This window comes from Puniceicoccaceae bacterium (assembly GCA_040224245.1).
In the GTDB taxonomy this organism is placed as follows: domain Bacteria; phylum Verrucomicrobiota; class Verrucomicrobiia; order Opitutales; family JAFGAQ01; genus JAKSBQ01.
The window spans coordinates 68,092-83,470 of the sequence record JBEGIR010000004.1 but is presented as its reverse complement, the minus strand read 5'-3'; the positions used below and the strand labels follow the sequence as shown (position 1 = coordinate 83,470).

General features: G+C 53.2%; 10 protein-coding genes. 9 read left to right on the top strand and 1 reads right to left on the bottom strand.

Annotated elements, in window-relative coordinates:
- Positions 1–14 precede the first annotated feature (14 nt).
- The gene (locus tag ABQ298_00780; GenBank protein ID MEQ9822901.1) at positions 15–1,148 is read left to right on the top strand and encodes a hypothetical protein; all 1,134 of its coding nucleotides are present in this window, start codon (positions 15–17) and stop codon (positions 1,146–1,148) included.
- Between the two features lie 162 nt (positions 1,149–1,310).
- The gene (locus ABQ298_00775; protein ID MEQ9822900.1) at positions 1,311–1,736 is read left to right on the top strand and encodes a hypothetical protein; all 426 of its coding nucleotides are present in this window, start codon (positions 1,311–1,313) and stop codon (positions 1,734–1,736) included.
- Between the two features lie 33 nt (positions 1,737–1,769).
- On the opposite strand, the gene ABQ298_00770 is transcribed toward ABQ298_00775, so the two are convergent.
- The gene (locus ABQ298_00770) at positions 1,770–2,186 is read right to left on the bottom strand and encodes a DUF4870 domain-containing protein (GenBank protein MEQ9822899.1); all 417 of its coding nucleotides are present in this window, start codon (positions 2,184–2,186) and stop codon (positions 1,770–1,772) included.
- A gap of 97 nt (positions 2,187–2,283) precedes the next feature.
- On the opposite strand from ABQ298_00770, the gene ABQ298_00765 reads away from it, so the two are divergent.
- The 7 genes from ABQ298_00765 to ABQ298_00735 all read left to right on the top strand — a co-directional run bounded on the left by ABQ298_00765 (position 2,284) and on the right by ABQ298_00735 (position 15,366).
- Entirely contained in the window at positions 2,284–3,567 is a 1,284-nt protein-coding gene (locus ABQ298_00765; GenBank protein MEQ9822898.1) for a glutamate-5-semialdehyde dehydrogenase, read from the top strand.
- Positions 3,568–3,582: 15 nt separating this feature from the next.
- A complete protein-coding gene (metA, locus tag ABQ298_00760; GenBank protein MEQ9822897.1) occupies positions 3,583–4,551 on the top strand; it encodes a homoserine O-succinyltransferase in 969 nt (322 codons plus the stop codon).
- A 76-nt stretch (positions 4,552–4,627) separates the two neighbouring features.
- Positions 4,628–5,197 (top strand): aminodeoxychorismate/anthranilate synthase component II, encoded by a 570-nt coding sequence (locus ABQ298_00755; protein ID MEQ9822896.1) that lies wholly within the window; start codon positions 4,628–4,630, stop codon positions 5,195–5,197.
- A gap of 21 nt (positions 5,198–5,218) precedes the next feature.
- Positions 5,219–5,647 carry a transcriptional regulator NrdR gene (gene nrdR / locus ABQ298_00750; protein MEQ9822895.1) on the top strand — a complete coding sequence of 143 codons (429 nt, stop codon included), beginning with the start codon at positions 5,219–5,221 and terminating at the stop codon, positions 5,645–5,647.
- Positions 5,648–5,902: 255 nt separating this feature from the next.
- On the top strand, positions 5,903–9,604 hold the full coding sequence (locus tag ABQ298_00745; GenBank protein ID MEQ9822894.1) for a TonB-dependent receptor plug domain-containing protein: 3,702 nt from the start codon (positions 5,903–5,905) through the stop codon (positions 9,602–9,604).
- A gap of 349 nt (positions 9,605–9,953) precedes the next feature.
- Entirely contained in the window at positions 9,954–12,029 is a 2,076-nt protein-coding gene (locus ABQ298_00740) for an alpha-L-fucosidase (protein ID MEQ9822893.1), read from the top strand.
- Positions 12,030–12,102: 73 nt separating this feature from the next.
- Positions 12,103–15,366 (top strand): glycoside hydrolase family 2 TIM barrel-domain containing protein, encoded by a 3,264-nt coding sequence (locus tag ABQ298_00735; GenBank protein ID MEQ9822892.1) that lies wholly within the window; start codon positions 12,103–12,105, stop codon positions 15,364–15,366.
- Positions 15,367–15,379: the final 13 nt, after the last annotated feature.

Genomic DNA, 15,379 nt, shown 5'->3' with positions numbered 1-15,379 from the left:
CCTGTATTGTCGCCATGAAAACGCTTGCAATCTATACCCTCTCCCTGTTGTCCCTTCTGACCCTTGTCGCTCCCGTTTCCGCCCAGTCGGTTGAGGATGTGGTCTATGATGCGTTTGAAGCAGTGCTCGACCGTCGGCCAACAAGGGATGAACTCAATTATTACGCGGATCGAACTGAACGGGAGCGCTGGAGTTACTCCGAGCTGAAGCGCGAGCTGGAATACCGCCACTCAGGTGAGCGCTCCGGGCAGGATCGCCGGGACAGCCGTCGTCATTCCAGTCGCGATGCCTACGAAAGCCGCCGCTGGATTGAGGCATCATTTGAAGAACACCTTGGTCGGCTTCCCACCCGCATGGAGATGGATTCCTATTGTGATCTGTGCCTCGATCATGGTTATAATCGCACTCAGCTTGATCGCCGAATCGCTGACGATTTTCGTGGACGCCAGCGCGAATATTACCGCGATGATGCCTCCTATGATTTTGATCGCTACTCCGGTAACGAGGAGGTCGAGTGGATCATCGCCGACATTTTCAGGACCGAACTGGACCAGGAAGTGGACGAAACCTCGCTGCGCAAATATCGTCGACTGATGCTGGATGACGGCTGGTCCGAGCGTCGGGTAAGGAAAGATATCCTGAGCAGTCCCGAGCTGGTCCGCGGGCGGTATGAAAAGTATGTGGTCCGGGCCTATGAGGATTTACTCGACCGCACTCCGAGTCCTCGTGAACGGGATGGTTACGTGCAGGACATGATCCGTCACCGCTGGGATGAGTCCAAGCTTCGCAGCATGATTAAAAAGAGCCGCGAATACACCTATGATCGTCCGCGTCGACTGATTGAAACCGCCTACCGGGAAACACTGCTTCGTGAACCCGATGCCGATGCCTACACATTGGTGCGCGAGATTGTACGCCGGGACTGGTCGCTGGAGGACGTCAATGCCCACCTTCGCGAAAGTCACGAGTACCGTACTCAGACCGTGGGAAAGATGATTGATCTTGCCTATGCGGAGTTGCTCAATCGAAAGCCGGATCCGTATGGCATCCAGTTTTATTCGCAGCGAGTTCGCGAGGGGTGGTCGTTTGAGCAAATCAAGAAACACATTCGGTCGAGCGATGAATACCGTGAAAAGCACGGGAAATGAGGGTGAGCGCAGGTCCTGCGGCGGGGGCGACTAACCCTCGCTGCTCTGAAAGTGTGAAGGAACCCATCTGGCAGCCATGCATCGGTTCCTCGTTGAGTCCGGGTTGCTCAGGCATGATTGAAAGGTTGCAGTCCTGCAGCGCTTCCACTTGAGTCATCGTCTATGAAAGTGGAAGCGTTCTTGCTGTGTGATGCTGCGACCGACACGATGGGCAAGCTCAACGTCCTGGGTGCATTTGACCGGGTGTTTGTGAAAGAAACCCCGACACTCTATCAGGGCTGTACCGTAGCGATGCGGGTACGCTTCAGTCGCGCTGAGGTCGGAACGCATTCCTTCGAAATTCATTTTGTCGATCAGGACGGACGCGACATCATCAAACCGCTCAAAGGTGAAGTGGAAGTCAACTTCAGCAGTGATGCTCACTCAGGATCCATGAATTTTGTGCTCAACATTGTACGCGTAAAATTTCCCTATTTCGGTGACTATCAAGTCGACTTGCGCATGGATGGGAATGCGCTGGCGAGCCTGCCGCTTGCGGTTTGTCCGATTCCCCCGATGCCAATGGGATCGGCTCCCGCCGCTCAGTGAGCAACTGCTTGCAGGCACTCCACTACTGCAGACTTATGTCTGGCTTTCCGATGGTTTGAGAAATCGCAGAATGAGCGGGTAGCGAAACATTTCACCGTTGGCCGCCTTGACGGCACCGATGATTGCCAGGACAATCACGGCCACCGTGATCACCAGCAACAGCGGAATACCGATGAGCAGAAATACAAGTGGAATGCAAGCCAGTGAGTAGATGCTGAAGCTGATCGCAAAGTTGATGACTTCCGGACCGTGGTCGCGCACGGAGGGAGATTTGTCCTTCATCAGCGCCCACCAGAGGATGGGTCCCAGCAGGGTTCCCAGTGCGGGCAGGATAAAGCCCGCAAGCGGCATCAGGTGTGTGATGCAGGCGAACAGGGTTTCGTTTTCCGACGCAGATACGGTCCCGGATTGAGATTGGGTTTCGGGTGGAGTAGGTATGTTGGATTCCATAACAACGTCTATCGTAATGGAAGCACAGCTGCAGCACAAGCCTGCTTCCCAGAAATGAAGTTGATTCTGTAGCGTGAATGGGCATGCTGTTGCATCTATGTCTCAAGAAGTTTCGAACGAATTGGCCAATCAGGTTGTGGCGATGGCAAAGGCTGCGAGGGCAGCATCCTATCCCATTGCCGCGCTGCCTCGTGATCGAAAGGATGCCGTTCTGCATCGCATTGCAGAGCTGTTGAATGAGCGCCGCAGTGAAATTCGCGAAGCAAATCAAAAGGATATTGATGCGGGTCAGGCGCAGGGACTTTCCACAGCGATGCTCGACCGTCTGCGGTTAAACGATGCCCGGATCGATCAGATGATGGAGGGATTGCGCCAGGTGGCCGCATTGCCGGATCCGGTAGGAGAAGAGATCGAACGCCTTCAACCACCGCAGGGGCTGGACATTCGTAAAGTGCGGGTACCGATCGGAGTCATTGGCATCATTTACGAATCCCGTCCAAACGTGACGATTGACTGTGCCGCACTCTGCCTCAAGTCAGGCAATGCCTGCATCCTGCGAGGTGGAAAGGAAGCCTTCCATTCCAATCAAGTATTGGCAGCCCTGATTCGCGATGCACTGCTCGACCTGAACCTGCCCGCAGACGCCGTTGCTCTGATCCCCACGACGGACCGTGCAGCCATGCAGGTATTGCTCAAGCAGGATGCCTTCATTCACTGCATTATTCCGCGTGGTGGACATGCCCTGATTCGCTTTGTGGTGGAGAATTCGTCGATTCCGGTGATCAAGCACTATACGGGTGTCTGTTCGCTCTACGTGGACCAAAAAGCAAATCTGGACCAATCGGTTCAGATTGCGGAAAATGCGAAGTGTCAACGCCCGGGAGTCTGCAATGCGATTGAAAACCTGATCCTGCACCGGGAGGTTCTCGAATCACACGGGCTGGCCATCGCAAAACGTCTGGTAGAGCGTGGTGTGGAACTCCGTGTCGACGCCCCCCTGCAATCGTTGCTGCAATCGGCGGGACTGCCCTGCAAACCAGTCTGTGAAGCAGATTATGCCGAGGAGTATCTCGATCTGATTCTGTCGGTCAAGGTCGTGGACTCTGTCGAGCAGGCAATCCACTTCATCAACACCTATGGATCGGGACACAGTGACGCCATTGTGACGGAAGATGCGAAGGTAGCTGAGCAATTCCTCAATGGGGTGGACGGAGCGACAGTCTACTGGAATGCCAGTACGCGCTTTACCGATGGGTTTGAGTTTGGATTTGGAGCCGAAATTGGCATTTCGACGGACCGGTTGCACGCTCGAGGACCGATGGGACTGCGGGAACTCTGCACCTACAAGTTCTTGATTTTTGGAAAAGGAGAAATTCGTTAACGCTAAAACGGAGCCATGCCATTGATTGTCTCACATCGCGAAGCACTGCCCGCCTTCCGGGTATTGGAACAGGAACGGGTTCCGCTGATCCCACAGTCCCGGGCGGAGCGTCAGGACATCCGACCGCAAAATATTGGAATCCTCAACCTCATGCCCACTGCAGCCAAGGAGGCAACGGAGATTCAGTATCTGCGCCTGCTGGCGCGTTCGCCGCTCCAGATCAATCCATACCTGGTGTATTTTGACAACCACAAGTCTGCGTCGGCGGGAGATCACCTCGAGAGATTTTATGTGAAGTTCTCGGAGATCAAGGAAATCGGTCTGGACGGGTTGATCATTACCGGGGCAAATCTGGAACACTATGAGTTTGAGCAGGTGCGCTACTGGGAAGAGTTCAAGGATTTTGTGTTGTGGGCTGATGCGCACGTCACCTCCACCATCTATGGATGCTGGGCATCGCATGCTGGACTCTACATCCACTACGGGATCAAGCGGGTGAATCTCGGAACCAAGCGATTGGGGGTCTTTCCGCATCGCGTGCATCACGAACACGGCTGCATGCTGACGCAAAGCATGGATGACGATGTCAATATCCCCTATTCCCGGTGGACAGGCATTCCGACGGAGGCGGTTGCCAACGTCGAGGACTTGCAAATTCTCATCGAGAGCGAAACTGCGGGCACACACCTGATTGCCAGTCAGAACGGAAGAAGAGTCTTTGTGCAGGGGCATCCAGAATACGACCGTGACACCCTTGGAAATGAGTATCGCAGGGACATCGCGATGGGCATACCCGTGGAGATGCCTCAAAATTATTTCCCTGACAATGATCCGTCGAAACAACCGCGCTGCAGCTGGCTGGCGAATGCTCAGGTGTTCTATTCGAACTGGATCAACTTTATTTATCAGAACACGCATTTTGATCCGCTCAAACCCTTGATGGAACCCGGAGACGCTTCACCAGCAGCGGAACCGAAGGCATAGGGAAATGCATGAATCGCGGCGACACAGAGAGCTTTCCGACACCTGACTGGGGACGGGCATTTTGAAAAGGACCGGTATGATTTTGATGATCGATAATTATGACTCATTCACCTACAACATCGCTCAGTACTTGGGCGAACTCGGTGTTGAGTTGGCGGTGTGGCGGAACGACCGGTTTGAGCTGGACCAGATCGAGGAGTTGAAACCGGATGCGATTGTGATCTCGCCGGGACCCTGCACGCCGAATGATGCGGGACTGACGCTTGACGTGATTGCCAGGTATCATCGGCAGCTTCCAATGTTCGGAGTGTGCCTGGGCCATCAGAGCATGGGCCAGTTTTTTGGAGGAAGGGTCATTCATGCGCCCATGCTCATGCATGGCAAGACCTCGGAAATCCTGCATCAGGGCGATGCGATGTTTGCCGGGATCGAAAATCCCTTTGTCGCAACACGCTACCATTCCCTGATTGTGGAGCGCAGCACCTTTCCCGATTGCCTCGAAATCACGGCAGAAACAAGGGATGGACTGATCATGGGACTCAAGCACCGTGATTTGCCTATTTTTGGAGTGCAATTCCACCCGGAGTCCTACTCTACGTCAGCCGGGAAACAAATTTTACAAAACTTTCTCGATTCCATCCGCTGAACCTCCATAGTTCCATTCAGCATGAAATGTCCCCAATGCAAATCGACGGATATTCGCGTCATTGACTCGCGCGCTGGCAAGGATGGACAGTCCATCCGACGTCGGCGCGAGTGCAATGCCTGTGGCGCGCGCTTTACCACTGCCGAGGAAATTATCCGGGACGGCGTGGTGGTCGTCAAACGAGACGGCACCATTGAGGACTTTGACCCAAAGAAGCTGCTCGAAAGCCTGCGCACAGCTCTTCACAAGCGACCAGTGGAAGGGGAGCGAATCTCGATGTTGATGTCCGACCTCATGCGGTCGCTGGACAGCGAGTTTGATTCCGAAATTCCGACGCGTGCGATCGCTGAGCGTGCAATGGCTGCGCTCAAGACCATCGACACTGTCGCTTATGTTCGCTATGCCAGCAGCTACATCCCCTTTGCCGAACAATCAGAACTGAAAGTGTGATTTCCCGGAAGGTTTGTGGGGGGTGAAGGGAACGCAAACAGTGGTGACACTCCAAGTTGGAATCGGAGCTGGCTGAAAAACCTGCAGGGTTGAGCCGTGCGCAGAAATACATGCTGGGTTTGGTTCCCCATTTCGCGCTTAGGCTGGAAGCGAAAGAAAATTGAAAAAATTGGCGGCTTTCGTGCCTGGATGTCGGTTACCCAATGAAGAGATTTAGCGAATTTCGCTAATTGGAATAACCCCATCCATAAAAACATGAATCATACTATGCTGTTATCTCAGGTTTCGATTCGACGGCTTTCACAGACCGCATCCTGGTCTCTGTTGCTGTTGCTTTCGTTACTTGTTCTCCCGTTGGGTTCGCTGAAAGCCCAATTGACACCTGCGCCCGATGCCTCGGATGCAGGCATTGATGAAGAAGAGGTATTTGAACTCGATCCGTTCACTGTAAGCACGGATTTTGAAGGATACAAAGCCGTCGACACGTTGGGTGGTTCGAGGGTTCGCACGAGCCTGGCAGACACCGCTTCGGCGATTTCAGTCATCACGCCCAAACTGATGGAAGATTTGGCGGTGACAGATGCCGAAGACCTGCTCATTTACACATTGAACACCGAAATCGCAGGTCTGGACGGAAATTTCTCGGGACTGAGTGTTCGGGGTCAAGGTATCCCGTCGGGAGCGTCGGAAGGAACGCGACTGAATAATCCCGGCGGCGTCAATCGCGCTCGGGGTCTTACGGCGATGGACAGCACGCGGAACTACTTTCCGAGTGATATTCCTTGGGACGGATTCAACATCAGTCGTGTCGATATTTCGCGCGGCCCCAATTCCTTTTTGTTTGGAACTGGCAGCCCGTCGGGCATTGCAAATGTTTCAACCAACGAAGCTATTTTTGATACCTTTGGAACGTTGGAAGTTCGCTATGGTAGCTATGGATCTGCGCGTGCATCCCTCGACTACAATCGGGAGCTGATCGCCAAAGAACTTTCGGTTCGGGTCAATCTTCTGGACGAGCGCACAGAGTATCGGCAGGAACCCGCGTTCAGCGATGCCCAGCGCTTCTATGCTGCGGTGCGTTATGATCCTCAATTCCTCCGAACTGACACCGCCTACACCAAAATCCAGGCAAGCTACGAATCCGGTGATGTGGAATCGAACAACCCGCGCACACTTCCTCCCATCGACTACGTAACCGGATACCTGAATGATCCCAATGCGAGTGCAACGGGCTATAATCCGTGGACCTACGCAATGAATACGTCCATCAGCATCGATCCCAACGCAAGTCTGTGGAGTTCAAGCGGGTCCCTTTCCAATCAATACCAGTGGGGTAATGGATCTCCTCAGTTCTACTACGATGCGGCAACGGGCCAGCTGCAGGATGCCGGTCAGGCGAGCTTCACTTCACCCACGGGCAATGGATATGACACGCTGGAAAACACGTGGAACGTTCACACGGGCGGGTACAGCTCCTACGCCAAGGCGATGAATTATTTCTATCGGCAGGCAAATAATGATGCTGATGGCGGAGAGTTCGCAGGTGCCTACCGCGGAACGGTGCGGTATTTTGACAATACCCTGCACGATTCCAGCATCTTTGATTTCTACAACAAATTGATCGACGGAAACAACAAACGGGAATGGCAGGACTGGAAGGCTTACAATGTGAGCGTGGTCCAAGGCTTGTTTTCGGATCGTCTGGTGATCCAGGCGGTTGCGGATCATCAGGAGTATGAGCGAGGCGATAAAGGTATCCTGAGTTCGCCTTTGATCACTCTCGATCTGAACAGTCATAACCTCAAGACTCCGACCTGGCTACCGGGAGCAACCACCAATCCCAATGTCGGTCGACCGGCAATCTATGGCAGTCAGGGGCATAACAACTTTCACAAGACCACGCGTGATAATTATCAGGTCACGGCGGCCTACAACCTCGATTTTGAGCGGGATTTTGGCAGTGATGGATTTTGGGGAAAACTGCTGGGCCGGCATGAGTTCACATTCCTTGGAGGACGCTATACGCGGAAGGAAGAATCCCGGAACTACAAGCTGAATGGAGTGGATCCGATCTATAAAGTCTACTCCGGTGACAACTCGAATCCGCTCCCGGTTGACAATGGTTTCAACTGGCTGGCGTATTTGGGACCCTCGATGCTGGGCACCTCGGGTGCAGGTGCGAACCTGAGCAACCTGCAGCATGATTTGATCCCGCCGAGTTCCTATGGTTATACTGTCTTTTCGAGAGAATGGACTGCAGGTGACTCGGTTGATCCATCGGATCCGTGGGTGTATACCGGACGGGAAGGAAACGAAATCACCCAGGTGCAGGCGGACAATCCTGCCAATTATCGGGGCTACTACCGTGCGACGGTGCCGACGATTTATGGTGACTCGCTTCCGGATGTGCTCGCAACTGGAGGAAACAAGCGCTACCAGCGGCTCACTTCCAAGGCGTTCCTGTATCAGGGTCATCTTTGGGAGGGAACAATCATCCCCTCGTTTGGCTATCGTGAAGATACCACGCTGCAGCGTGGCAATGAAGCAAGTCAGTTCCGGGATCCGGATACCCGGATCTACAATCTCGATTACGATATCATCGATGAGGGAGTTGAGGCAACGACGACGTCCACGAGTTATGGTGTTGCCGTGCATTTGCCAAAGTCGTTGAAGAAGCTGCTCCCCGAAGGAACGGATCTCACGTTCTATTATTTCCACGGTGAGAATGAAACTCCTCGTATTCGATATGCCATTGATGGTTCGCAACTTCCCAATGAAAAGGGCGAAACGGATGACTATTCGGTTCAGCTGGATGCCATGGACGGTCGTCTCACTGCGCGTTTGACCTACTTCAAAACGAAAAACCAGCACGCATCTGCATCGGTGGGACAGCCGCTCGGCACCTTCATGATCCGTGCCCTGCCGGAATGGGTGCTCACTCAGCATGCTTACAGCATGGCGCACCAGTCGTTGCCGATTGATGAGAACGGATATTTTGTTCTTCCCTCCTCGGATTGGTACGATTGGACCAAGGAGTCGTGGGCGAACTGGCCCTATGGCTGGATGAGCGACCATCCTCAAGAGGCGGCGATGGTGAACGAAGCGATGATGAATGAATTCACCGAGCTGTACCCGCAGGAATACTGGGATGCCTACGGCTACAACATTGATGTTGCGGCCATCAAAGCGGGCGACTGGTTTAACATCATTAAGGGAACGGATTTCCCGTCCTGGGAATCCCCATTCCTCGGAGGCGGAGACACCATCCATGGTGAATATCCCACCATTGACCAGAACCTGGAATCCAAGGGATGGGAACTGGAAGTTACGTTCCGACCGCTCAAGAACTGGGATATCACATTCAACGGTTCCAAAGTGGACGCCACCCAGACGGGTCTTGGTGAATCGGCACAGCACCAGTTGCAGGGCATGGCGGACCTGTTCCTCGGAAGTGGTTTGCAGTATGCAGGCATCTGGGGCGGGTTTGAAGGAGCGAAAAACAGTTTCCTGACCGACCTCTGGGCACCCTATCTCACGCAAATTGCGTTGATTGGCACGGAACAGCCGGAGTTGCGGAAATACCGCTTCAACCTCATCACGAACTACTCGTTCCGGGAGGGTACTCTGGAAGGTTTGAACGTCGGTGGTGCCTTTCGCTGGCAGGACAAGGCGATTCTGGGATATGGCATCCATGAAACCGAGATTTACGGTGAAACCTCATGGATCGCTGACGTCAACCAGCCCATCTATGGGCCAACGGATTCGCATGTGGATCTCTGGATTGGATACCAGCGTCGCTTGACCGACAAGATCGACTGGAGGGTGCAGCTCAACGTCAGAAACGTTGGCGAAAGCATCAGTCTGGTGCCGGTGTCCTTCAACCCGAACGGGGATGTTGCCCAGCAGCGCATTCAGGAGGGACAAACCTTCAATTTCACTATGAAATTCATGTTCTGATACCGAAACTTTGCTCTCCCGATGGGAACTATATCCCGTCGGGAGAGGCATTTCGGTTTGAAGCATTTTTGGGTTCGAGAAAATGGGACTCCGTCCATGGGGGTCGGGGTCCATGCAACACGGTGGTGGCTGCTTGAGATGCATCCACCACCCTGTTTGATGGGAAAATGAATCGGCCATGACGATATGCTGAAGGGAAGAGGGCTGAGTTCAGTTGGCACAGCTCTATCCCCGTCGCCGGGTTCACTAGTTCCAAAGCCTTGCTGCTTCCCGAGCGCATGCCGAGCGTTTTGCTAACGCAGGCACTTCGATTTTTTCAAGCTCCACAATACACATGAAAGCAATACAAATGATCCGCAAATTCGTCGCCAGCATGATGCTTTTCCTTGCATGGCATTGTGGTGCACAAGTTACCGAACCTGAAGCCTGCGGGCCGACACCATCGGAAAACCAACTGCGCTGGCAGGAGATGGAATACTATGCGTTTATCCATTTCTCCTTGAACACCTACACGGACCAGCCCTGGGGGTATGGAAATGAGGATATCGAACTGTTCAATCCAGAGAACGTGGATTGTCGGGAATGGGCACGCATCTGCAAGGAATCTGGAATGAAGGGCATTATTCTTACCGCAAAACACCATAGTGGGTTTTGCCTGTGGCCGTCAAAATACACAGAGTATTCGGTAAAGAACGCACCCTGGAAAAACGGAAACGGTGATTTGGTTCAGGAACTATCGGAAGCCTGTCGCGAATTTGGACTCAAGTTTGGAGTTTACCTGTCGCCATGGGATCGCAATCATGCGGACTATGGTCGCCCAGAGTACATCACTTATTTTCGGAATCAGTTGACGGAACTGCTCACGCAGTACGGGCCGATCTTTGAAGTATGGTTCGACGGAGCACATGGCGGTGACGGGTATTATGGAGGCGCAAATGAGGTGCGAAATGTGGATCGGTCCGTCTATTACGATTGGGAAAATACCTACGCATTGGTTCGGGAACTCCAGCCTGATATCGTGATCTGGAATGATGGGGGCAAGCGGGGAGACCTGCGCTGGGTTGGCACGGAAGAAGGTTATGTCGGAGAGACCAACTGGAGTCTCTTGAATGCAACCGGAGAGGTGGAGTGGAGGATGCTGCACTATGGATTGGAAGATGGAAACGCATGGGTTCCGGCAGAGGTGAATACCTCGATCCGACCGGAGTGGTTCTACCATCCGAATGAGGATGATCGCGTGAAAACCGTGCCGCAACTCCTCGATACTTACTATCACTCTGTCGGGCGCAACGCCACACTGTTGCTGAATTTTCCGATCATGCCCGACGGGAGCATTCATGAAAATGACCAAAGCGCGGCATTGGGATTGGCGAAGGCGCTGAAGGAGATTTTTGATGAAAATCTGCTGGCGGATGCAAGGATTGAGGCATGCAATGTGCGTGGAGGTGTGGAGCGTTTTTGTGCGGCGATGGTTGCCGATGAGGACCCCACAACATACTGGGCAACGGATGACTCAGTGGTGGAGGCTACCTTGACGATGACGTTTGACGAACCCAGACTGTTCAACCGCTTTCTGGTTCAGGAACACATCCCCCTTGGGCAACGCGTGCGATCCTTTCGGCTGGAAACCCGTGTTGGTCAGACATGGCAGGAGATTGCGAGGGGGACAACAATCGGGTACAAACGCATCCTTCGCTTCCCCTCCGTTGAGGCAACAGAAGTGCGAATCGTGATTGAAGATGCCAAGTGCAGTCCGCTGATTTCGAACATCGGTATCTTCAATGCACCGCTTTTCCTGAATGCCCCACAGATTGAAAGGAACCAGGAAGGTAGGGTACGAATCCATTCTGTCGATGTGGGTCCCCTGTTTTATTACACGGTTGACGGAAGCGAACCGACGCTCGAATCCAATCTGTACCAGGGACCGTTTCAAATGGATGGAAAGTGCGAAATACGAGCGATTGCATATGATCCGGGCACGGGGAAATCCGGTGCCATGGGTAGTGCAACCTTTGATATTTCAAAGCAGCACTGGAAACTGGTTGGCATTGACGATGAGGATGCAAACAGGGTGTTGGACGGGGATCCGTCGACGGCCTGGCATCAACAGGACGGCGCAAAAATGCCCGTGGATCTGGTCATTGACTTGGGTGAGAAGCACACGCTCAAGGGGTTTCGATACCTTCCGGATCAGGAAAAGTGGAGTCGCGGGATACTTGTGAATTATCGATTCGAGGTGTCTGAGAATGGACGTGACTGGAAACTCGTGAGTGACGGTGAGTTTTCCAATATCCGGAACAATCCGGTGATGCAGACGAAACCCTTTGATCCCGTGGTTGCCAGGTATGTGAAGTTGCAGGCGTTGAGCAATACCGCTGGTGACGCAGTAGCCGGATATGCCGAGCTTGATGTGATTACGGAATGAGTGGAGATGACCCTGAGGACCTCGGGGCAGGTCCCTCGTGAACTCGAAATGTGAATTTGAAGTGATGAAACGTATGAGTAAGAAGCGATGCACCCTGGGGATATGGATTCTGTGTATGTTCAGCGGGTGGCTGGCGGGGCAGGTTCAGGATTGGGAGAATGAAGCAATTGTTGGAATCAACAAAGAAGCACCACGGAGCCATTTTATTCCCTATGGGAGTATCGATCAGGCCTTAAGCGGACAAGCGGAGGAGTCTCCATACTATGTTTGCCTGAACGGAAAATGGAAATTCAACTGGGTGAAGTCCCCCGACATGCGTCCCAGGGACTTCCATGACCCTGATTTTGAAGTGGGATACTGGGACGAGATTGATGTTCCGTCCAATTGGCAAATGAAGGGATATGGAATTCCGATTTACACCAACATCGCGTATCCATTTGTCAAAAACCCACCGTATGTGATGACGCCTGCTCATACAGGTTGGACGAATGAGAAGCTTCCCAATCCGGTGGGTTCGTATCGTCGAACTTTTTCGATGCCGGAAGAATGGGATGGAAGGGAGGTCTTCCTGCACTTTGCGGGAGTGGACTCGGCCATGTATGTGTGGATAAACGGGATTCGTGTTGGCTATAGCCAGGGAAGCATGACCCCGGCGGAGTTCAGGATCACTGATTATCTCAAAGCGGGGGAAAATGTGCTTGCCGTCGAGGTCTATCAATGGAGCGACGGCAGCTACCTTGAGGACCAGGATTTTTGGCGTTTGAGCGGCATCTTTCGGGATGTATACCTGTATGCAACCCCGAAGCTGCGTATCCGTGATCTTTTTGTTCAATCCGAACTGCAGGACGATCTGGATTCGGCAACACTGTCCGCCCGGTTGCACCTGGTGAACCGGGGTTTCAAGGATGCGGCACAGATTGAGGGATATCTGCTGAAGGATAAAGCTTCTTATGTGGATGAGGCCCCTTTGTTTTCCCAGGCAGTTTCGGGTGACGAGATATCGGAAGCTGGCAGTTATGTCACGTTTGATGAAGCTGTCGCAAACCCCGAACTGTGGTCAGCCGAGTCCCCCAATCTCTATCAGGTGGTGGTGGTTTTGAGGGATCACAACAGGGAAATTCTGGAAGTGGTTTCGACGTCATTTGGATTCCGGAAAATTGAGATTCGAGACTCCCAGCTGTGGGTCAACGGCGAAAGCGTGTTGCTGAAGGGCGTGAATCGGCACGATTTGGATCCGGTGCACGGGCGTACCCTTTCGTACGAGAGCATGCTGCGTGATGTAAAAATGTTTAAACAGTTCAACATCAATACGGTACGCACCAGTCACTACCCAAATCATCCTGATTTCTACAGGCTCTGTGACCAGTTTGGGATTTATGTCATCAGTGAGGCAAATCTGGAATCCCACGGCATGGGATACGATGAAGGTTCGTTGGGACACGAGGCCAACTGGGAGCATGCCCATGTCTCCCGAGTGGTATCGATGGTGGAGTGTTTTAAGAACCATCCGTCGGTGATCGTTTGGTCGTTGGGGAACGAGGCAGGCAAAGGAAAGAACTTCCACGCGTGTCGGCAGGCCGCTCTAGATGTCGATCCGACCCGCCCGATTCACTATCAGGGAGACAATGATGTGGCTGACATTGAATCCATCATGTATCCGGGGGTTGAGGACCTGGATCAAATCGGCAGGCATGAAGATCCACGACCGTTTTTGGTGTGTGAGTATGCGCATGCGATGGGCAATGCGGTTGGAAACCTTCAGGAATACTGGGATGTCATCGAATCTCACGAGCGACTGATCGGTGCTTGCATTTGGGACTGGGTGGACCAGGGACTACAGAAAGAAGTGCCGGGTCGTCCAGGTGAGTATTTTTTCGCCTATGGCGGTGATTTTGGAGATCGTCCGACCGATTGGAATTTCTGTGCAAATGGACTGACTACACCGGACCGGCGCGTGACTCCCAAACTGGAGGAGGTAAAGAAGGTCTATCAGTACATTGCAGTTCATCCTCTGGATCTTCGAAGCGGCCGTGTTCGCATCCAGAACAAGTATCAGTTTACCAATCTGGCGGAGTTTGACCTTACATGGGAACTCAGCTGTGACGGACGCGTGATTGAGGCAGGAGTCATGGAGTCGCTCAACCTCGAACCCGGCTTGTCTGCGGAGGTGCAGATCCCGTTCAGCGAGCCATCACTCAAGGCTGGGGGAGAATATTTTCTACGGATTCAGTTCAGCCTTCCAGTCGACACAGAGTGGGCGTTGAGAGGGCACGTGGTGGCCTGGGAACAACTGCAGGTGCCGTTTCAAACACCTGAAGTGATGCCGGTGCATCCGACCACCTTGGCATCCTTGAACTATCAGGAAGAGGGAGACTGGATTCGAGTGTCGGGCAAGTCCTTTGAACTGAAGTTCAACAAACGGGTTGGAACCATCACGGACCTCCGTTATGGCAACGTGACGGTGCTGGAGACTCAGCCCGAAGCAATCTATGGGATAAAGCCGGAGACCCGAATGCTGCATTGGGAAACCGAGACGCATGCACGGGTAGCTGGCCCAATGCTGAATATCTTCCGGGCACCGGTTGACAATGACTACAGTTTTGGAGGCGGACCCGGACCGAAGTGGGAGGATGCGGCGCTGCATACGATGCTTCCGGATGTTCAACAGGTTGAGGTCCGTCGCGAGGGAGAAGCATTGTGGATTGATGTGCAGATCGAATCGAAATCACCCAGTTCCTATGGGGTGCGTCAACACACGGTATGGAAAATTTACGGCAATGGATTTATTGATCTCAGCACCGAATTTGATCCCGACGCGATGGAAACCCCATTGCCGAAACTGGGATTTCTCATGCAAATGCCCGAAGGATTTGAAAAGGTCAGCTTCTTCGGAGCGGGACCCCATGAAAACTATCGGGACCGCTTGCGCTCGGCTGCGATAGGTCGGTATGAAACCACAGTGGATGCAATGTTCGAGCCGTATTTGCGCACACAGGACTGTGGAAATCGCTCAAACGTGCGCTGGTTCACCCTTACCAATCGCGATGGCGTGGGTCTGATGGTTGTGGCGGATCCGTTGATGAATTTCAGCGCCTTGCACTACACTCCGCTGGACTTGCACCGTGCAAACCATCCGCATGAGCTGACTCGCCGCCCGGAAACCATTCTGACTGTGGACCTGCAGCACCATGGACTGGGCGGAGGAAGCTGTGGGCCGTGGACAATGGATTCATACAAATTGAACGCAGAAAAGGCGCAGTTCAGCTTCTCTATCCGACCCTATTCCAGTTCCATGGGGGATGAGTCCACCGTGGCCCGGATTGCGTTGGAGAAATAGGAAACACCCAAAC